At 64.5% G+C, this 20,455-nt stretch carries 15 protein-coding genes; 6 read left to right on the top strand and 9 right to left on the bottom strand.

Annotated features, from left to right (window positions below; translation table 11 throughout):
* Positions 1 to 24: 24 nt before the first annotated feature.
* Both NMG80_RS18200 and NMG80_RS18195 read left to right on the top strand, forming a co-directional pair.
* Positions 25 to 1,191 carry an efflux RND transporter periplasmic adaptor subunit gene (locus tag NMG80_RS18200; RefSeq protein WP_254019370.1) on the top strand — a complete coding sequence of 389 codons (1,167 nt, stop codon included), beginning with the start codon at positions 25 to 27 and terminating at the stop codon, positions 1,189 to 1,191.
* Positions 1,188 to 4,337, top strand: coding sequence for an efflux RND transporter permease subunit (locus NMG80_RS18195; protein ID WP_254019369.1), 3,150 nt, complete (start codon positions 1,188 to 1,190; stop codon positions 4,335 to 4,337). Before NMG80_RS18200 ends, NMG80_RS18195 begins: the two co-directional genes overlap by 4 nt.
* Positions 4,338 to 4,498: 161 nt before the next feature.
* On the opposite strand, the gene NMG80_RS18190 is transcribed toward NMG80_RS18195, so the two are convergent.
* From NMG80_RS18190 to hisS, 4 genes are all read right to left on the bottom strand, one after another.
* Positions 4,499 to 6,271: an AMP-binding protein gene (locus tag NMG80_RS18190; protein WP_254019368.1), complete on the bottom strand. Its 1,773-nt coding sequence runs from the start codon at positions 6,269 to 6,271 to the stop codon at positions 4,499 to 4,501.
* A 200-nt stretch (positions 6,272 to 6,471) separates the two neighbouring features.
* Positions 6,472 to 7,173 carry an ATP phosphoribosyltransferase gene (hisG, locus tag NMG80_RS18185; protein WP_254019367.1) on the bottom strand — a complete coding sequence of 234 codons (702 nt, stop codon included), beginning with the start codon at positions 7,171 to 7,173 and terminating at the stop codon, positions 6,472 to 6,474.
* Complete coding sequence (locus NMG80_RS18180; protein ID WP_254019366.1) at positions 7,170 to 8,291, bottom strand: ATP phosphoribosyltransferase regulatory subunit; 1,122 nt, start codon at positions 8,289 to 8,291, stop codon at positions 7,170 to 7,172. Before NMG80_RS18180 ends, hisG begins: the two co-directional genes overlap by 4 nt.
* A gap of 279 nt (positions 8,292 to 8,570) precedes the next feature.
* Entirely contained in the window at positions 8,571 to 10,154 is a 1,584-nt protein-coding gene (hisS, locus tag NMG80_RS18170) for a histidine--tRNA ligase (protein WP_254019365.1), read from the bottom strand.
* Positions 10,155 to 10,599: 445 nt separating this feature from the next.
* Here hisS and NMG80_RS18165 point away from each other — a divergent pair, with 445 nt between their 5' ends.
* A complete protein-coding gene (locus NMG80_RS18165) occupies positions 10,600 to 10,851 on the top strand; it encodes a hypothetical protein (RefSeq protein WP_254019364.1) in 252 nt (83 codons plus the stop codon).
* 36 nt (positions 10,852 to 10,887) lie between these two features.
* Here the strand turns inward: NMG80_RS18165 and NMG80_RS18160 are convergent, their stop codons facing one another.
* Entirely contained in the window at positions 10,888 to 11,523 is a 636-nt protein-coding gene (locus NMG80_RS18160) for a DNA-3-methyladenine glycosylase I (protein WP_254019363.1), read from the bottom strand.
* A 212-nt stretch (positions 11,524 to 11,735) separates the two neighbouring features.
* Here NMG80_RS18160 and NMG80_RS18155 point away from each other — a divergent pair, with 212 nt between their 5' ends.
* Both NMG80_RS18155 and NMG80_RS18150 read left to right on the top strand, forming a co-directional pair.
* Positions 11,736 to 12,482 (top strand): L,D-transpeptidase, encoded by a 747-nt coding sequence (locus NMG80_RS18155; protein ID WP_254019362.1) that lies wholly within the window; start codon positions 11,736 to 11,738, stop codon positions 12,480 to 12,482.
* Between the two features lie 265 nt (positions 12,483 to 12,747).
* Complete coding sequence (locus NMG80_RS18150; protein ID WP_254019361.1) at positions 12,748 to 13,668, top strand: bifunctional 5,10-methylenetetrahydrofolate dehydrogenase/5,10-methenyltetrahydrofolate cyclohydrolase; 921 nt, start codon at positions 12,748 to 12,750, stop codon at positions 13,666 to 13,668.
* Positions 13,669 to 13,686: 18 nt separating this feature from the next.
* On the opposite strand, the gene glcF is transcribed toward NMG80_RS18150, so the two are convergent.
* The 4 genes from glcF to NMG80_RS18130 all read right to left on the bottom strand — a co-directional run bounded on the left by glcF (position 13,687) and on the right by NMG80_RS18130 (position 19,453).
* A complete protein-coding gene (gene glcF, locus NMG80_RS18145) occupies positions 13,687 to 15,018 on the bottom strand; it encodes a glycolate oxidase subunit GlcF (protein ID WP_254019360.1) in 1,332 nt (443 codons plus the stop codon).
* A gap of 10 nt (positions 15,019 to 15,028) precedes the next feature.
* Entirely contained in the window at positions 15,029 to 16,234 is a 1,206-nt protein-coding gene (locus tag NMG80_RS18140; protein WP_254019359.1) for an FAD-binding protein, read from the bottom strand.
* A 240-nt stretch (positions 16,235 to 16,474) separates the two neighbouring features.
* Entirely contained in the window at positions 16,475 to 17,971 is a 1,497-nt protein-coding gene (locus NMG80_RS18135; protein ID WP_254019358.1) for an FAD-linked oxidase C-terminal domain-containing protein, read from the bottom strand.
* 138 nt (positions 17,972 to 18,109) lie between these two features.
* A complete protein-coding gene (locus NMG80_RS18130; RefSeq protein ID WP_254019357.1) occupies positions 18,110 to 19,453 on the bottom strand; it encodes a DUF3422 family protein in 1,344 nt (447 codons plus the stop codon).
* Between the two features lie 197 nt (positions 19,454 to 19,650).
* Between NMG80_RS18130 and NMG80_RS18125 the strand changes: the two genes are divergently transcribed.
* Entirely contained in the window at positions 19,651 to 20,454 is an 804-nt protein-coding gene (locus tag NMG80_RS18125; protein ID WP_254019356.1) for a FadR/GntR family transcriptional regulator, read from the top strand.
* The last annotated feature ends 1 nt before the right edge of the window (position 20,455 follow it).

Here is a 20,455-nt window from a genome sequence, read left to right as displayed (position 1 = left end):
ACCGGGAAGTATATAGAGGGGGAAATGCTTTTCCTATCGGGTAGAATCGCGCAGGCGGCTGGCTTGCTCGTCGTTACACTACTATTGTCCGCTTGTAGCGAGGAAAACACATACGTACCGCCACCTCCGCCCAAGGTCGACGTGGCGCTCCCGATGAAGCAGAGCGTGACCCCTTATCTCGAGGCCACCGGCATTGCCGCGGCGGTGAACACGACGCCCCTGGTTGCGCGCGTCTCGGGCTTCATCCAGGAAATCGATTACAAGGACGGCGACGAGGTCAAGGCCGGCGCCCGGCTGTTCCTGATCGAGCCCGATTCCTACCAGCTGGCGCTTGAGCAAGCCGAGGCCGGGCAGGGTTCATCTGATGCCGCCGCCAAGCAGTCCGGTGCTGACCTAAAGCGGCAGCAGGAGCTGTTGTCCCAGAAAATCATCTCGCAATCGACCGCCGACCAGGCCGCCGCGGCAGCAGACGTCGACATCGCCAAGCAGAAGCAGAGCGCGGTCGACGTCAAGCAGGCTCAACTCAATCTGAGCTACACCGAGGTCAAGGCGCCGTTCGCGGGCACCGTCACCTCCCGCCAGGTATCGATGGGGCAGCTTGTCGGCGCCGGCAGCGCCACCACGCTGGCGACCATCGTTCAGCTCGCCCCCATCTACGTCAATTTCAACATCTCGGAACAGGATGTGCTGCGCATTCGCGCCGCCATGGCCAAGCGTGGAATGACCGCGCAGGATCTCAAGAAAATACCGGTTGAGGTTGGCTTGCAGAGCGAGACGGGTTATCCCCACGCGGGAACGCTGGACTACGCCGCGCCAGAGGTTACCGCTGCCACCGGCACGCTAGCGGTCCGCGCAGTGCTCCCCAATGAAGGCCGGGAACTGCTGCCGGGCTATTTCGTGCGTGTGCGCGTGCCGTTGGGCGTAGAGCCGGACATGCTGCTCGTTCCCGACCGGGCGATCGGTAGCGACCAGAAGGGTCGCTACGTGCTCGTCGCCGGAAAGGATGATGTCGTCGAACAGCGTCCGGTTGAGATCGGCCAACTCGTCGGCGCGTTGCGAGTGATCACCAAGGGTATCGCGGCGGACGACCATGTCCTTGTCTCCGGCCTGCTGACGGCCGTGCCCGGCCAGAAGATCGAACCGCAAGAGAAGAAACTGGAAGCGACCGCCACGGACGGCGCGGCGCAATGATCTCCAAGTTCTTCATCGAGCGGCCTGTCCTGGCGAACGCAATCGCCATCCTCATGGTCGTCATCGGCATCATCTCGCTGTTTGCCCTGCCGGTGGCGCAGTATCCCGACGTGGTGCCGCCTACCGTTTCGGTGACGACGCGCTATCCGGGAGCGAGCGCGCGTGCGGTGATCGACACGGTGGCGTTGCCGATCGAGCAGCAGGTTAACGGCGTCGAGGGCATGATCTACATGCAGTCCTATGCTGCATCGGATGGCACCTATAACCTGACCGTCACGTTCGCGATTGGCACCGATCTTGACCAGGCGCAAGTGCGTGTGCAGAACCGTGTGTCCTCTGCGCTCGCGGGGCTACCGCAAGCGGTTCAAGTGCAAGGCGTCACGGTTCAGAAGAAGTCGACCTCGATCCTCGAAATCGTCACGCTGACTTCGCCGGAAGGGCAGTATGACAGCCTTTATCTCGCCAATTACGCGACCATCCAGCTGAAGGATGAGCTCTCCCGGATACCGGGGGTCGGCAATGTCAATGTGTTCGGCGCCGGCCAGTATTCCATGCGCGTCTGGCTCGATCCCGAGAAGATGCAGGCGCGCGGCCTTACCACGCAGGACGTCGTCCAGGCGCTGGGGCAGCAGAGCGAGCAGGTCACCGCGGGCCAGATGGGCGCGCCGCCGGCGCCCGACGGCCAGTCCTTCCAATACACGGTCGAGGTGTCCAGCCGCCTTGACGATCCCGATCAGTTCGGCGCCGTGATCGTCAAGACCGGCGCCAATGGCGACATGACGCGCGTGCGCGACGTCGGCCGGGTCGAGCTCGGCGCCCAGACCTATGGGCAGTTCTTCAATCTCGACGGCCAGCCGGCTGCGGGCATGGCCGTTTTCCTGTCGCCGGGCGCCAATGCGCTCGATGTGGCCGGCAAGGTCGAGGCCCGGATGAAGGAACTGTCACGCGAGTTTCCGCAAGACCTGGCATACTCGATCCCCTTCAACACCACGATTTTCGTCAGCCAGGCGATCCACGAGGTCTACAAGACGCTGATCGAAGCCGCCGTCCTGGTGCTCATCGTCATCCTGCTTTTCCTGCAGGACTGGCGGGCGATGCTGGTGCCGGCAACGACCGTTCCGGTGACGATCATCGGGGCGTTTGCGGCGATGGCCGCGCTCGGCTTTTCGGTCAACCTGTCGACCCTGTTCGCCATCGTGCTTGCCATCGGCATCGTCGTCGACGACGCCATCGTCGTGGTCGAGGGAGCCGCTCACAACATGGAGCGCGGCATGTCGGGCCACGACGCGGCGACTGCCGCCATGAACGCGCTGTTCGGACCGATCGTCGGCATCACCTTGGTGCTGATGGCGGTGTTCCTCCCGGCTGCGTTCCTGCCCGGGCTCACGGGGCAAATGTACGCGCAATTCGCACTTGTGATTGCGGCAACTGCCATAATCAGCGCCATCAACGCGGCAACGCTCAAGCCAACGCAGTGTGCGACCTGGCTGAGGCGCCCGGTGCCGCCAGACCAGCGCAATGTCTTCTTCCGCGGCTTCAACACGATCTACCAGCGCATCGAGAACCGTTATGCCGGCCTGATCGGCTCCATGGTGCGTCACAGTGCGGTGATGGTCGTCATTGCGCTGCTGATTATCGCTGCGGCGGGATACGGCATATCGCGCGTGGCCACCGGCTTCATTCCGATCGAGGACCAGGGCTACCTGCTCGCTTCGGTTCAACTGCCCGACGGCGCCGCACTTGGCCGTACACAGGAGACGCTGCAACAGGTTTCGAAGCTCGCCAAGGCCACGCCGGGCGTCGATCAGGTCGTGACCATCGCGGGCATCTCGGCACTCGACAATAACTCGACGCTGGCAAACGCCGGCGTTGCCTACATCATCCTCAAGGACTGGAGCTTGCGCGGCAAGGGCGAGGATCTTGCCTCGCTCTACGCAACGCTCAACAAGAATCTGTCCGACATGGGTGACGGAACTGTACTGGTGCTGCCGCCACCGCCGATCCAGGGCATCGGCAACGCTGCCGGCTTCACCATGCAGGTCGAGTTGCGTGACGGCAGCTTCGACCTTGCCAAGCTGCAAGGCGCGGTCGCGGCGGTGACCAGAGCTGCTCAGACGCAGTCAGGTATCCAGCGCGTATCGGCGCCGTTCCGGGCCAACGTCCCGCAATACACGGTCGAGATCGACCGCGAGAAGGTGCAAACCCTGGGGCTGACTACGGACCAGGTCTTCCAGACGCTCGCCGGTTATCTAGGCTCGACTTATGTCAGTCAGTTCAACAAGTTCGGGCGGGTGTTCCAGATCTATGTGCAGGGCGATGCGCAATTCCGCCTGACGCCCGAGAATATCGCCCGCCTGAGCGTGCGCAACCAGAACGGCGACATGATTCCGCTCGGAACGCTGCTGACGGTCACACCAAGCGTCGGCCCGTCGCTGATCAGTCTCTACAACCTTTATCCCTCGGCATCGATCATCGGTGTGCAGGCGCAAGGTTTCTCGTCGGGCGACGCGATCAAGCTGATGGAGGAGGTCGCGGCCGACACATTGCCGCCCGGCACCGGCTTCGACTGGACGGCGCTGTCCTTCCAGGAAAAGCTCGTCGGCAGCCAGATCTATCTGGTGTTCGGCCTGGCGCTGCTCTTGGTCTATCTGGTGCTGGCAGGCCAATATGAGAGCTGGCTGGCCCCGATCTCGATCTTGCTGGCCGCGCCGCTGTCGCTGGTGGGTCCGGTCCTGGTTCTCAACGCCCTCGGCATCGACAATAATCTCTACGTGCAGATCGGCCTGATCCTGCTGATTGCGCTATCGGCCAAGAATGCCATCCTGATGGTCGAGGTCGCGCGCGAATTGCGCGCCGCCGGCAGACCGATCGTCGAAGCGGCGATCGAGGCAGCAAGAGCGCGCTTCCGCCCCATCCTGATGACCTCCTTCGCGTTTATCCTTGGTGTCGCGCCGCTGGTGGTGGCGACAGGCGCCGGGGCCAGCGCGCGCAAGTCGATCGGCATCACGGTCTTTTCCGGCATGATCGCCTCGACCTGCCTCGCCATTCTCTTCGTGCCTTCCTTCTTCGTCATTCTGCAGCGATTTGAAGAGTGGCGCGGCGCGCGAAAGACGAGGCGTGAGTACACACCTACACTTCCCGGGTAGCAGTACGACATTATCGCTGCCTGTCACTGGTGGCGGCTCGAGGGTCCGTCGTCGCAGATCTCAGCGGGGACGCCGCGTTCGACCGGGTTATTGTCGCCCGACATTGAGACAACGCCCCTGTTCTTGAAATGCGTAAGGACGAACGGGAGCCCGTTGCCCGCTCAAGCCGTCTTCGGCGTCACCAGCCCCAGTTCGTCAACCATCGCCTCGCGCATGAGAAACTTCTGCGGCTTGCCGGTCACCGTCATCGGCAATTCTGTGCGAAAGCGGATGTGGCGCGGGATCTTGTAGTGGGCGATCTGGCCGGCGCAGAAGGCCTTGATCTCCGGCTCGGTGGCGGTCTGGCCCGGCTTGAGCACGATCCAGGCACAAAGCTCCTCGCCAAATTTCGGATCGGGGATGCCGAACACCTGCACTTCCCTGACCTTGGGGTGGCGGTAGAGAAATTCCTCGACCTCGCGTGGATAGACGTTCTCGCCGCCGCGGATGACCATATCCTTGACCCGGCCGACGATGTTGCAATAACCCTCGGCGTCGATGGTGGCGAGGTCGCCGGTGTGCATCCAGCCGTCGCTGTCGATCGCCTCGCGGGTTTTTTCCTCGTCGTCCCAATAGCCCTTCATCACCGAATAGCCGCGCGTGCAGAGCTCGCCCGGCGCGCCGACCGCAACAGTCGCGCCGTCGGCATCGATCGCCTTGACCTCGACATGGGGGTGGACGCGGCCGACGGTCGAGACGCGCTTTTCCAGCGGGTCGTCGACGCTGCTCTGGAACGACACCGGGCTGGTCTCGGTCATGCCATAGGCGATTGTCACCTCCGCCATGTGCATCAGCGACACCACCTTCTTCATCACCTCGATCGGGCACGGCGAGCCGGCCATGATGCCGGTGCGCAGGCTGGTGAGATCGAAGGTGTCAAAATCCGGATGATCGAGCAGGCCGACGAACATGGTCGGCACACCGTAGAGAGCGGTGCAGCGCTCTGCTGCCACCGCTTTCAGCGTGGCGCCGGCATCAAACCCCTCGCCGGGGAAAACCATCGTCGCGCCCTTGGTGACGCAGCCGATCGTGCCCATCGACATGCCGAAGCAGTGATAGAGCGGCACCGGGATGCACAGCCGGTCGTTGACGGTGAGCCTGATCGCCGAGGTGACGAAATTGCCGTTGTTGACGATGTTGTTGTGGGTCAGCGTCGCGCCCTTGGGCGCGCCTGTCGTGCCTGAGGTGAACTGGATGTTGATGGCATCGCCGGGCTTCAGCCCCTCGGAGATCCGGTCGAGGCTGTCATGCTCGTCGCGCCCGGCCATCGCCAGCACGTCGGTGAAATTGAGCATGCCGGGCGAATGCTCCTCGCCCATGCGGATGACAATTTTTAGCGCCGGCAATTTTTTCGCGTCGAGTTCGCCCGGTGTCGCAGTCGCGATCTCGGGCGCCAGCGTCTCGATCATGCCGAGATAGTCGGAGCTCTTGAATTTGACGGCAGTGACCAGCGCTCGGCAAGCGACTTTGTTCAGCGCATAGTCCAGTTCGGTCAGCCGGTAAGCCGGGTTGATGTTGACCAGGATCAGGCCGATGCGGGCGGTGGCGAATTGCGTCACCAGCCATTCCCAGCGGTTCGGCGACCAGATGCCGACGCGGTCGCCCTTTGCCAGGCCAAGCGCCAGGAAGCCTGCCGCCAGCGCGTCCGCCGTGTCTGAAAGTTCGCTCCAGGTGAAGCGCTTGTCCTGGTCGACGAAGACGGCGGCATCGAGCGTGCCGTGTTTGCTGACGGTGTCCAAAAGCAGCGCCGGAATCGTTTGCTGCAGCAGCGGCACGGTGCGCTCGCCCGACACATGCGCCCTGCCGTCGACCGGCGCGACAAACGTGGCCCCATTGCGCGGGCGGCGGCCGCGCAGGTTGGTGGCATTCTTCAACTCGTCGAGATTGATCGGCATCGCCGTCTCCTCCGCAGACAACCGAGTCTATCAGCCTGCCGAGATGGTGGAAATCCCGTCGATGGTACTGGAGCGCACCGATCCCTCCCCCTTGAGGGGAGGGTGCCTCGCGGAGCAAGGCGGATGGGGTCGTCTCACGTCGAGCACTGCCGCAACGACCCCACCAGTCCATCCGCCTTCGGCGGCTGTCCACCCTCCCCTCAAGGGGGAGGAAAGGCACCCATCTTCGCAGCGATGTCGCGCAAAACAGCCTCGTCGGCCGCCGCACGCGGCTTCTTCGATGCGACGAGGCAGGCTTGCGACCGCAGGATGACGCCGTCCGCCAAAACCTTCAGATGATTGGCGCGCAGGGTCGAGCCTGACGTGGTGATGTCGACGACGACATCGGCCAATCCTGCCGCCGGCGCGCCTTCGGTGGCGCCGAGGCTCTCGACGATGCGATAGACCTGGATGCCGTGCTTTTGCGAAAAGAACTGCTGCGTCAGCCGCCAGTATTTTGTGGCGATCCTGAGCCGCCGGCCGTGGCGTTGGCGGAAATCGGCGGCGACATCGTCGAGGTCGGCCATCGTATCGACGTCGAGCCAGATGTCGGGCACCGCCACCACGACATCGGCATTGCCGAAACCGAGGCGGGCGACAATCTCCGCGCGCGCCTCCCAGTCCGCGAGGCTTTCGCGCAACAGATCTTCGCCGGTGATGCCGAGGTCGACCGAGCCCTGGCCGATTTCGCCTGCGATTTCTGACGCCGACAGGAACGCCACCTCGACCGCTTCCACGCCTTCGATGCGGGCGCGGTATTTGCGCTCGTCGCCGGACAGGCTGACGGCAAGCCCGGCCTTGGCCAGCACCTCCAGCGCCTGCTGCTTGAGCCGGCCCTTCGACGGGATCGCCAGCGTGATCATTTCGCCTTCTCCCGCAACGCTTCGATGCGGTCGAGCCAGACGGAAAAGCCGACGCCGGGAATCGGCGTTTTCGCGCCGAGCAGCGTCAGCAGCCGGTCGTAGCGGCCGCCGCCGGCCAGCGGCCGGTCGCCGTTTTCCGCGCCGATCTCGAAGACCAAGCCGGTGTAGTAATCGAGCGGGCGGCCGAAAGCGGCGTCGTAGCGGATTTTTGCCGTGGACAGGCCAAGCGCTTCGATCGCCTTGGCGCGCGCTGAAAAATTCTCCAGTGCCGCGCCCAGCGAAACGCCGGCGCCGGCCGCAAAGCTTTCAAGCGCCGGTACGGCGCCGTCGAGCACCACATCGACTGCCAGAAAATCCTTCAGCGCCGAAAACGCCTCGTTCGACAGCCTCACACTGCGCAGCTCGGCCTTTTCGATCAAGCGCCGCGCAATCTCGGTCGGCGACCGTCCGGCCGAGGCCGACAGCCCCGCCTGCTCCATGCCGCCGGCGATGTGCGAGGAAAGCGCTTCCAGATCGCCGTCGAGTACAAGGGCTGCGACCGCGCCGGCGAGCTGGCCGTTGCGCGGCGGATTGGCGAGGTCGGCAAGCGCTGCCTCCAGCATCGCCGCCGAACCGAAGGCGCGGGCCAGCCGCATGCGCCAGCCGCGCGGCAGGCCGAGTGCGGCGAGCACCGCCTCGAAAACGGTCTGGTCGCCGAGCGTGATCGTTACTTCCTGGCCCGGCAGCACCAGCGAAAGCAGCGCATGCGCATCAGCCAGCGAACGCGCATCGGCCTGTGCGATGTCGCGGTCGCCGAGATCCTCGATGCCGGCCTGGAAGAATTCATTTCCGCCCTCGCGGCGCTGGCGAAACACCTCGCCGAGATAGGAATAGCGGCGCGGTGTGCCGGCCTGGCTGGCAATGTGGTCGAGGCAGACAGGAATAGTGAATTCGGGCCGCAGGCAAAGCGTCTGTCCGGTCTCGCTTTCGGTGAGGAAAATACGGCGGCGGAGATCCTCGCCGGCCATGTCGAGGAACGGATCGGCCGGCTGCAGCACCGCGACTTCCACCGCGTGGGTGTTGCGCGCGGCGAACAGCTTGGCGATGTCTGATGCGATGGCGGGATAGCGGGAGGTCATGGCAGGCGCCCTTCCGTTCTCCCCTTGTGGGAGAAGGTGGATCGGCGCGCAGCGCCGAGCCGGATGAGGGGTGCTGGACGGAGCGCGGAGGTCGGCGCTCCACGGCGCCCCCGTCTGTCCTGCCGGACATCTCCCCCACTTGGGGGGAGATCGGCAGCTTCAATGGCAGCTCCAGCCTTCCAGCGTCGGTGATTGGCGAAAACGGTGACGACGGCCGATCTCCCCCCTTGTGGGGGAGATGTCCGGCAGGACAGAGGGGGGCGCGACGAAACGCGACCTCTACTTGCCACGCGCCCGCTCCTCGGCCTGCGCCGCGAGTATCTTCTTGACCTCGCCAACCAGATCGCTTTCCGCCACGGTCACCTGAGCCGGGCGCGCCGCGCGCCATTCAGCGTTGTCGGCGATCTCCGCCGACATGCGGGCACCTTCGATCAAATCCTTGATCTGCACCTCGCCCTTGGCGCGCTCGTCGCCGCCCTGGATGATGGCGACCGGGCTGCCGCGGCGGTCGGCATATTTGAGCTGCGCCTTCATGCCGGCGCCGCCGAGATACATTTCGGAGCGGATGCCGGCGGCACGCAGCGCGGCCACCATCTTCTGGTAGCGGCCGAGGCTTTCCGTGTCCTTGTCCATGGTGAGCACGACGACCGGCGCGATGACGTCCGACGTGTCGAGCTTGCCGAGGTTCTTCAGCGCCGTCATCAGCCTGGAGACGCCGATCGAAAACCCGGTCGCCGGCACCGGCTCGCCACGAAAGCGCGAGACAAGGCCATCATAACGGCCACCACCGCCGACCGAACCGAAGCGCACGATCTGGCCGTCCTCATTAGGGATTTCGGCCAGAAGCTCGGCTTCGTAGACCGGACCGGTATAATATTCGAGACCGCGGACGACGGATGGGTCGATTTTGATGCGATCAGAACCATAGCCAGCGCTTTCGACCAAGAGTCGGATCTGATCCAGTTCCGACACACCTTCTTGAAATCGCGCATTTTCAGACAAGTTAATTTCGTTGTGTACCAATGTGGCAGGCTGACGCCACAAAATGCCGCCCTTCATGTTCGCGAGAGCAGGATTTTCGCGCGGCTGAACCATTGCTGAAGGGATGATTGCTGCAGAATCAGGAGCAAGAAATTCGAGAACCACGTCAATCTCACCGGCGCCGAGGCCGGCGCCCTTGGTGAAATCACCGCTTTCGTCCTTGCGACCCGCGCCCAACAGCAGACGAACCCCCTCGACGCCCAGCTTGTCCAGCTTGTCGATCGCCCTCAGCACCTGCAGCCGGCGTCCCGCATTCTCGTCGCCGCCAAGTCCGATCGCCTCGAGCACGCCGTCGAGCACCTTGCGGTTGTTGATCCTAATGACATAGTCGCCGCGCTTGATGCCGAGCGCTTCCATCACGTCGGCCATCATCATCGCCATCTCGGCGTCCGCGGCAACGCCCGGCGTTCCCACCGTGTCGGCGTCGAACTGCATGAACTGGCGAAAGCGGCCGGGGCCGGGCTTCTCGTTGCGGAACACCCAGCCGGAGCGGTAGCTGCGATAGGGTTTCGGCAGGCGCTCAAAGTTCTCGGCGACGAAGCGCGCCATCGGCGCGGTCAGGTCGTAGCGCAGCGACAGCCACTGGTCGTCATCGTCCTGGAAGGAGAACACGCCTTCGTTCGGCCGGTCCTGGTCGGGCAGGAATTTGCCCAGCGCGTCGGTGTATTCGATCAGCGGCTGGTCGACCGGCTCGAAGCCGTACAGCTCATAGACCGAGCGGATCGTCGCCATCATCTTCTCGACGGCACGGATATCGTCGGCGCCGCGGTCGACAAGCCCGCGCGGCAGCCGCGCTTTCATCTTTTCCGATTTGTCGGCCATGGCATGGGTCTTTTTGCTAGGTAAAAGCTGACTTATTTGGAGTGGGCGTGTCCTAACCGATGGGGCTTGGCGCGGCAAGGGTTTGCCACCTGTCTCGCCGCTGGGAACAGTTCGGTAATGCCGCGCTGCCCCTCATCCGTCTGCCGGCACCTTCTCCCCGTAAACGGGGAGAAGCCGCTGGCCGCAGCCTCGGCGATCTTTCTGCAACGCTTGCGATTAGCGAAATCTTCTATAGGGCGTCCTTCTCCCCGTTTACGGGGAGAAGATGGCGGCAGCCAGATGAGGGGCGGCGCAAACCGATCAGACACTGGTACGTATCGTTTGGCTGCCAGCCGGACTATTCCTGAAACAAACCGGGCCAAAACGAAACAATTCCGCCATAAGCGCGGCATCGTGCCGACACAATCGCAGCTGATAAAGCGCGCCGAAACAAAGGGTTCGGGCCATGACCACGGCACGGAAATTCGACATCATCGACAGCGCCGCCCGCGACCGGTCCCGGCTGCGGCCGGCCGATCATCATGCACCGAGGCCGGCAACCCAAATGGCGGGACCGTTCGAGGTTGCCGCGGACGAGCGTACAGGACCGACCATGCGCGATGCGCTGCTGACCGGCCTGCTGGTGATCTACCCAGCCCTTGCCACGGTGGCGGCCATCGTCGTCGGGCTTCTCCTGGCCGGCGCCGGCGGCGCTTGACTTATGTCGCCTGCTTCGGCGGTGTGAAAAGAAATCTCACTTCGGCCTTTTGAACGCCTTCCGCTCCGCCTCGACCTGCTCGCGGCAGACACAGCCCTCAAGATGGTCGTTGACCAGCCCCATGGCCTGCATGAAGGCGTAGACGGTGGTCGGGCCGACAAAGCTCCAGCCGCGTTTCTTCAGCTCCTTCGAAATCCGCACCGAGACTGCCGTGGTCGGGTTGGCGCGCAGATGGGCGAGATCGACGATTTCGGGCCGTTCGTCCGGGCCGGGTTCGAACTTCCAGAACCAGGCCGCCAGCGAGCCGGCCTCGTTGGCCAATTCCCGCGCGCGCTTGGCGTTGTTGATGGTCGAGACGATCTTGCCGCGGTGGCGAATGATGCCGGCATTGCCGAGCAGGCGCTCGACATCCTGTTCGGTGAAGGCGGCGATCTTGTCGATATCGAAGCCGGCGAACGCCTCGCGGAAATTCTCGCGCTTGCGCAATATGGTCAGCCAGGACAGGCCCGACTGAAAGCCTTCGAGACAGATCTTTTCGAACAGCCTGCGGTCGTCGGTGACCGGCCGGCCCCATTCGTGATCGTGGTAATGCAGATAATCCGGCAGATTGCCGTGCCAGAAGCAGCGTGCGAACCCATCGGGGCCGGCGAGCAGGCCTGTCTTCTCATCCATGGAGGAATTCCATTGGTTAACGCGCCTCAGCGCTGCCTTTACCGCGGCTTTACCAGATTCCTGAACCGGCCGGTAACCACACCGAAAGGTTTACTGACAATGCAGCATTTTACGCATTCCGATTCACGTTTCGGTTGCCGCTCCGCGCCCAATGTCTGCGCAATCGGGGAACGCTTTTGCCCCGGCGTGTTCGACGATCAAGGTGCGTTCCGATGAAGACATTTTTGTTCCCGCTGCTCGGCGCCGCAGCCGTGCTGGCCACTGCCGCTACATCCTCCAGCGCCAATGACCGCTATGCCGACAGGCCGCCGGTGATGGTCAGCCCCGACCTTTCGGCGCCCTGGGTGCTGCAGCTTGGCCGCGCGCCGGGCATCGTCCGCCAGAACCGGCAAGAGATGCAAAAGCCGCAGCGCCGTTCTCAACGGCAGGCGCAACCGGCTCAGCTGCACACGGCCGCGATGCAGGCGCCGGCCAAGAAGCGCATCGTCGCGCGCCCGCAGATCAACCCGATTTACCTACCGCAGGAAGTCGCCTATGACGGTCCGGAGAAGCCGGGCACGATCGTCATCGATACGAGGGAGAATTTCCTCTATCTGGTCGAGAACAACGGCAAGGCGCGGCGCTATGGCGTCGGCACCGGCAAGCCGGGCTTCGAATGGGCCGGCAAGCACAAGATCTCGCAGAAGAAGGTCTGGCCCGAATGGCGGCCGCCGGCGGTGATGATTTCGCGTGAGGCCGCCAAAGGCCGTTATCTGCCGACCTATGTCGCCGGCGGCGTCGAGAACCCGCTCGGCGCGCGCGCGCTTTATCTCGGCTCGACACTCTACCGCATCCACGGCACCAACCAGCCATGGACGATCGGCGGCGCCGTGTCGTCGGGCTGCATCCGCATGCGCAACGAGGACGTCGTCGACCTCTATGAGCGGGTCGATGTTGGCACGACGGTTGTGGTGATGTAATCTGCGGTTGATTTTGTTGCCGAGTCTGTCCAGAAGACTCTGGAACATCGGAATACGGGGGACGGGCCGTGTGGGGATACGGTCAGTCACGAAAGGGCAGCGCGGCAAACCGCGCTGCCCTTTCTGTTTCCGCGACGCGATAGGATAGTTTGGCAGGGTCGGGTGGTACGTCGCGCCCGAGGCATGGCGGTTCGCATTCTCGCTGCCATTCTCCTCGGTATTTTGCTATGTCGGCTGCAACGCTTCCAGACAAAGGCCTATCTCAATGTCCCTGTCCGATGACAGCCGCTATCTCCGGGGCGGTCCGGTCGCCCAACGCATCATCGCCTCGGTGCGCGAGGATGCAGCGATCGCCACCGCCGAAGGTTTTCCGCCCAAACTGATATCGATCACCGTCGGCGACACAGATGCTGTCGATGTCTATGTGCGCAACCAGCGCGCCAAGGCGGCACTGGCCGGTATCGGTTTCGAGGAAAGACGATTTCCCGCCGACATCACCGCAGGCGAACTCGAAGCAGCGATCCACGGCCTGAACGCCGATCCGCGCGTCACCGGTATCATTATCCAGCGGCCGGTGCCGGTGCATATCCCGATCAAGACGCTTCAGGCGGCGGTGCATCCGCTCAAGGACGTCGAGGGCATGCATCCAGCCTCGATCGGCAACATCGTCTACAACCAGCTCGACCTCGCACCCTGCACGGCGGCCGCCTCGGTCGAACTGCTCAAGGAGACAGGTCTCGATCTCAAGGGGCTCGAGGTCGTCATCGTCGGCCATTCTGAGATCGTCGGCAAGCCGATCGCCTTCCTGCTGATGAGCGAGGGTGCGACAGTGACGGTGTGCCATCACATGACGCGCTCGGTGGCAGCGCATGCGCGGCGTGCCGATGCGCTGTTCGTCGCCGTCGGCAAGCCGCGGCTGATCAAGGCCGACATGGTCAAGCCCGGTGCGGCCGTCATCGACATCGGCATCAATGCCGAGATCGGACCGGACGGGGAGAGCCGCATCGTCGGCGACGTCGACGCAGAGAGCGTCAAGGAAGTGGCGTCCTGGATCACGCCGGTGCCGGGCGGCGTCGGCCCGATCACCGTGGCGATTCTTTTGCGCAACACGATGGTGGCGCTCAGCCGCCAGCGCGCGCGTTACCAGGCTACCTACGGCGGGGTGGACAAGCTCGCGGCGGAATAAGCCGGCAGCGCCGGTGGATCACCCCGCCGCAACGGCTGCCCTGCTGTCCGGAACGCCCTCCGGCTTCGGCCCGCCATAGGCCCAGTCGAGCAGCTTTATCGTGTGCACCACCGGCATCTTCGCGGCGGACGCAATCTGGGTGATGCAGCCGATGTTGCCGGTGGCGACGATTTCAGCACCGGTTGCCTCGATACTCCTGACTTTGCGGTCTCGCAGTTGAGCCGAAATCTCGGATTGCAGGATGTTGTAGGTGCCGGCCGAGCCGCAGCACAGGTGCCCCTCGCGCGGCTCGCGCACGACGAAGCCGGCCCTTGCCAGAAGCTCCTTCGGTTGGCGGGTGATCTTCTGGCCGTGCTGCATCGAGCAGGCGGAGTGATAGGCGACGATGGTGCCGGGCTGGCGCACCGGCTCGGGCAGCTCGAGTTCCACCAGATATTCGGTGATGTCCCTGGCCAGCGCCGACACCCGCGCCGCCTTGTCGGCATAGGCGGGATCGAGGCGCAGCATGAAACCATAATCCTTGATGGTGGTGCCGCAGCCCGACGCGGTGATGACGATGGCGTCGAGGCCGCCTTGCTCGATGGCGCGCGTCCAGGCGTCGACATTGCGCCTGGCCGAGGCAAGCGCTGCCGCCTCGCGGCCCATATGATGCACCAGCGCGCCGCAGCAGCCCTCGCCCTCGGGAACCACGACCTCGACGCCCAGCCGCGTCAGCAGCGCGATCGTCGTGTCGTTGATGGCGGGATCGAGGACGGACTGCGCGCAGCCGGTGAGAATGGCGGCGCGGCCGTTTTTCCTCGTGCCCTGCCCGGCATGGATGCCCGGGGAAGCCATTGGCGAGGCCGCGGGAACCGACGCCGGGGCGAGCTTGAGCATCGCGCCCAGCGGCTTCAGCGCCGGGATCTTTTCCAACAGACCGGCGAATGGCTGGCCGAGCCTCGCCAGCTTGAGCGCGGCGCGAAACCGCGAGGGATAAGGCAGGAGAAAGGCCAGTACTGCGCGCGTCAGGCGATCGGGCAGCGGCCGCCTGTAGGTTTCCTCGATATGGGCGCGGGCATGATCGACCAGATGCATGTAATTGACGCCCGACGGGCAGGTTGTCATGCAGGCGAGGCAGGACAGGCAACGGTCGATATGGGTGACGATCTCCTTATCGGCCGGGCGGCCGTTCTCCAGCATGTCCTTGATCAGGTAGATCCGCCCGCGCGGCGAATCCAGCTCGTTGCCAAGCGTCACATAGGTCGGACAGGTGGCCGTGCAGAAGCCGCAATGCACGCATTTGCGCAGGATCTTTTCCGATTCCGCGACATGCGGATCGGCAAGCTGGGCAGCTGAGAAATTGGTCTGCATCTCGTACCTCCTAAGCCATGCGGCCGGGGTTGAGGATCGCCTTTGGATCGAATTCGGCCTTGAGCCTGGCCGACAACGTTGCCAGTTGCGGCGCCTGCGGCTCGAACACCGGCACAGCGGCGCGATGCGAAGGGGCGGCGCGCACCAGCGTCGCATGACCGCCGCCATACTGTCGCACCAGTCCGCGCAGAAGATCGGCTTCGGGATCGTCTTGCTCCATGCGCAGCCAGATCAGTCCGCCCTGCCAGTCATAGAAGGCATCGACGGCCGCCTGCATGCGCAGCGCCAGCACCATCTGGTGGCCTTGCGCCGGCGCCATCGACACGCGCCACACCGGCTTTTCCAGGCCGTCGGCAAACGGCGCGCAATCTCTGATATCGCGCCAGACGGAGCGCGAGATCTCGCCCGAAATTTCCTCGAGCGGGCCGGCATTTCCGAGCAGGTCTTTCAGCGCGGCGATGCGGTAGGCGACCGACGGGCCGAACCCCTCGACGCGGAGCAATGTCGCGGCAGTGCTGCCGAGACTGCCGCCGGCAACCCGTGCGGCAACGCGTTCGGGCAAATGGGCAGCGCTCGACACTTCCGCGCTGGAGCCGAGCGCCAGCGCCATGGCGGCGGCGGCGTGATCGTCGAGCAGGCCGCGCAAGGCCAGCGTGACTTCGGTTTCGGCAGCGGGCAGCACCTTGAAGGTGACGTCGGTGAGGACGGCAAGCGTGCCCCAGCTGTTGGCCATGAGCTTGGACAGGTCGTAGCCGGTGACGTTCTTGACCACGCGACCGCCCGACTTGAAGGCCTCGCCGCGACCCGAAACCGCCGCTATGCCAAGAATATGGTCGCGCGCCGCCCCGGCCCTCAGCCGGCGCGGACCGCAAAGGTTCGCGGCCAAAACGCCGCCGATCGTGCCTTTTCCCTTTTCGCCGCCGAGCAGCGGGCCATAGTCCAATGGCTCGAAGGCCAGCTGCTGACCGTTCTCGGCAAGTAGTTTTTCGATCTCGGCGAGCGGCGTGCCGGCCTTTGCCGACAGCACCAGTTCGGCCGGTTCGTAGAGTGTCACGCCTGACAGTTTCGTCAGGTCGAGCGTGTGCTCGGTCTGCAGCGGACGGCCGATGCCGCGCTTGGAACCCTGGCCAAGAATTTCGAGCGGCGATTCTTCCGCCGCCGCCCAGGCGACGGTGGCGAGGGTTTCGTCTGCGGTGGCGGGGGTGAAGGTGGTCATGGCGACATAACCACCTCGAAGGACGATAAGTCGAGTTCCTTCGCGCCCCCCTCTGTCCTGCCGGACATCTCCCCCACATGGGGGGAGATTGGCAGCTTCGCCGCTGCCGCTCGTTCAGCAACGTTGGCGATTGGCGCAAGCGAAAATGACAGCCAATCTCCCTCCTTGTGGGGGAGATGTCCGGCAGGACAGAGGGGGGCGCGAAGGATCGCGGCGTTAGTGAGGCGAGACCCCATCACCTCAAAACCTCGGAATTTCCGGAAACGCCGTCTGCCCGCGATGCACGTGCATGCGTCCGAGCTCGGCGCAGCGGCGCAGCTGCGGAAACACCTTGCCCGGGTTGAGCAGATGGTTGGGGTCGAAAGCGCATTTGACCCGCATCTGCTGGTCGAGGTCGATCTGGTTGAACATTTCCGGCATCAGGTCGCGCTTCTCGACGCCGACGCCGTGCTCGCCGGTCAGCACGCCGCCGACCTTGACGCAAAGCCGCAGGATGTCAGCGCCGAAACTTTCCGCCTTGTCGAGCTCGCCCGGCACGTTGGCGTCATAGAGGATCAGCGGATGCAGGTTGCCGTCGCCGGCATGGAAAACATTGGCGACGCCGAGCCCGTATTTTTCGGAGAGTTCGCGCATGCCATGCAGGACGCGCGGCAGTTCCTTGCGCGGGATGGTGCCGTCCATGCAGTAATAGTCGGGCGAGATGCGGCCGACTGCCGGAAAGGCAGCTTTGCGGCCGGCCCAGAAGCTCAGCCGCTCCTGTTCCGACTGCGAGGTGCGGCATGTGGTCGAGCCGTTCCTATAGGCGATTGCCTCAACCAGGCCGATCAAATGATCGACCTCGACGCCCGGCCCGTCGAGCTCGACGATCAGCAGCGCCTCGACATCCAAGGGATAGCCGGCATGGACGAAATCCTCGGCCGCATGGATCGCCGGGCGGTCCATCATCTCCATGCCGCCCGGGATGATGCCGGCGCCGATGATGTCGGCGACGCATTGGCCGCCCTGCTCGCTGGTCGGGAACCCGATCAGCAGCGCGCGCGCCGTCTCCGGCTTCTTCAGGATGCGCACGGTGACCTCGGTGACGACGCCGAGCAGCCCTTCGGAACCGGTCATCACCCCGAGCAGGTCGTAGCCTTCGGCGTCGAGATGCTTGCCGCCGAGCCGCACCACCTCGCCGTTCATCAGCACCATCTCGATACCGAGCACATTGTTGGCGGTAAGACCGTATTTCAGGCAATGCACGCCGCCGGAATTCTCCGCGACGTTGCCGCCGATCGAGCAGGCGATCTGGGAGGATGGATCGGGGGCGTAATAAAAGCCCTCCTGCTCGACGGCGGTGGTGATGCCGAGATTGGTGACGCCCGGCTGGGCGACGGCGATGCGGTTGGGAAAATCGATCTCGAGAATGCGGTTGAACCTGCTCATCACCAGCAGGACGGCGTCTTTGAGCGGCAGCGCGCCGCCGGACAGCGAGGTGCCGGAGCCGCGCGGCACGACGCGAATGTTGCGGTCGTTGCAATATTTCAGCACGCGCGAGACCTGCGCCACCGTTTCTGGCAGCACCACGACCAGCGGCAACTGCCGATAGGCGGTGAGGCCGTCGCTCTCGAAGGCGCGCATTGCGTTGGCAGCGTCGACGACGCCCTCGCCCGGCACGATGATGCGCATATCGGCGACGATCTCGTCGCGCCGCCGCATCGTGGCGTCGTCTGGCTTCGGCATTAGCAGGCCGGACATCAAACAGTCTCCTTTGATCGACTGGTAAAAATCTTTTACCAGCGGCAGGCGCTTGTTGCAAATCCTGCTTTGGCCACGAAACGAGGTTGGCGCTCCATGCGAGACGCCCCCTCTGTCGCCTTCGGCGACATCTCCCCCTCAAGGGGGGAGATTACCTGCCTGTTCGCCCGCCGGCTTGGCGGGTTCGGAGTGCAGGCGGCGCACTCGGCGCACGCCCCACCAGACCAGCAGGATGGCGAGCGGCACCGAGGCGGCGGTGACGACCTCGGGCGCGAAGGCACGGCCGAAGATCGAGGCGCCCTTGGCGACGTAGCCGACGAGGCCGACGACGTAGTAGGAGACGGCCGCGACCGAGAGACCCTCCACTGTCTGCTGCAGCCGCAATTGCAGGCGGGCGCGGTTGTTCATCGACGCCAGCAGATCGCGGTTCTGCTTCTCGACCTCGACGTCAACCCAGGTGCGCAGCAGCGTGGTGGCGCGGGTGAGCTTGGTCGACAGATTGGCCTGACGCTCCTCGACCGAACGGCAGGTGCGCATGGCGGGGGCAACGCGGCGCTGCAGGAAGCCGCCCCAGGTGTCGTAGCCGGGCACCGCCTCTTCCTCCAGCGCCTCCAGCCGTTCGCGGACGATGCCGTCATAGGCGCGGCTGGCGCCGAAGCGATAGAGGCTGGAGGCTGCATCGGCCTCCAACTCGGCGGCAAGCTCGGTCAGATCGGCAAGCAGCGTCTGGTTGTCGCGGGTTTCGGCGACCTTCATTTCCAGCGTGGTCTGCGCCAGCCGGTCTTCGATGCGGCGGGCGCGACCGGACAGCATCAGCGCCAGCGGCAGGCCAAGCATGGCCAGCGTGCGGTAGGTTTCGATATCGATCAGCCGTTGCGCCAGCGCGCCGGTGCGTGCCGGCGTCAGGCCGCGGTCGAGCACCAACATGCGGGTCATGCCGTCACCGTCCTGGCGAAAATCGGTGACGATGGCGGCGTTGCCGCGCTCGACCAGCGAATAGCACAGGCTGGTCGGGTCGAAGCCGGCGATCAGCCTTTCGCTCGCCTGCGTCCATTTGCGGATTTCGAGCCTGATGCCGGAAATCACCGTTCCCGGCGGCGAAAAGCCGTTGCCGAAAGGCGAACCTTCCTGGCGCTGGCCGCTCTCAGAGAGCGGTCCTTCCCACAGATAGGTGGAGAATTCCGTATGCCGTTCCCAGCGCAGCGAGCCATTGCCCCACTTCATCGCGTGGTGGCGGGCATGAGGGTCAGGCGCGGCGATGCCGAGGCGCCACGACAATTCGGAAAGCACCGCCTGGTCGACGCCGGACCCAGCTTCGGTCATGAACGAAAGCTGCACCAGCACGCGCGGTTTCTCGACCAGCGGATGCGGACGGGCGTGAACCTCGCCGAGCGCGCCAGGCCGTCCCTCATGCGCGGGAAAGCCCATGACGCTGCCCTCGACGCGCGGCTGGAATTCGAGGTTGGACGGGTCATCTGCCACGGCTGGTCCCCCGGGCCTGGTGCACTCGCGTCCCTCTAGAGCCAATTGCCGGGGCACGCAAACGACAAATTAGCCGAAAGCGATATGCCGGGACGACGTCGGACCCGGCCAAGCGGGCGAACTGGATAAATAATTTGACCAGTTGCCGACACTGGCTTTATCCTGCGCGACACCGGTTCAATCCCCAGGCATCCCCGTTGAGCGACATTTTCTCCAGGATCGAGCATTCCCGCACCGCCGACGAGGTGGTGCAGCAGATCGAGAGCCTGATCCTCGAAGGCGTTCTGCGCACCGGCGACAGGCTGCCGGGCGAGCGCGAGCTGGCACGCCGGTTCGAGGTGTCGCGGCCTATCCTGCGCGACGCGCTGAAGGCGCTGGAAGGACGCGGGCTGCTGACGACGCGGCCCGGCGGCGGCACCCATGTCGCCGACGTCATCGGCCAGCTGTTCACCAAGCCGGTGACGGACCTGATCTCCATGCACCGCAAGGCGGCGACCGACTATCTGGAATACCGCCGCGAGATCGAAGCGGTGGCGGCCGAGTACGCGGCGCGGCGCGCCACATCCGACGACCTGGCGTTGCTCGACCGCATCATGGCGCGCATGAACGAGGCGCACCGGACCGGCAACTTCGACGACGAGGCGGAAATCGACGTCGAGTTCCACCACGCGATCTGCGAATGCGCGCACAACATCATCCTGTTGCACACGCTGCGCTCGTGCTACCGGCTGCTGTCGGAGGGCGTCTTCCAGAACCGGCTCCTGGTGTTCAACGTGCCGGGCGCGCGCGAAGCGCTGCTTTCGCAGCACCGGGCGATCTACGCAGCAGTCAAGGCCGGCGATCCGGCGGCCGCGCGGCAGGCGGCGATGGATCACATCACCCATGTCGAACGCACCATGGCAGAGGCCGAGCGCAGCGGCGACTGGCAACGCGTGTCGCGGCTGCGGCTGATGCAGCGCTCCGAAGCCGGCGACAGCGAGCCTGCAAGAAAACGCTTTTGAG

Source organism: Mesorhizobium escarrei, assembly GCF_935825525.1.
In the GTDB taxonomy this organism is placed as follows: domain Bacteria; phylum Pseudomonadota; class Alphaproteobacteria; order Rhizobiales; family Rhizobiaceae; genus Mesorhizobium; species Mesorhizobium escarrei.
This window is presented reverse-complemented; position numbering and strand designations above follow the sequence as displayed.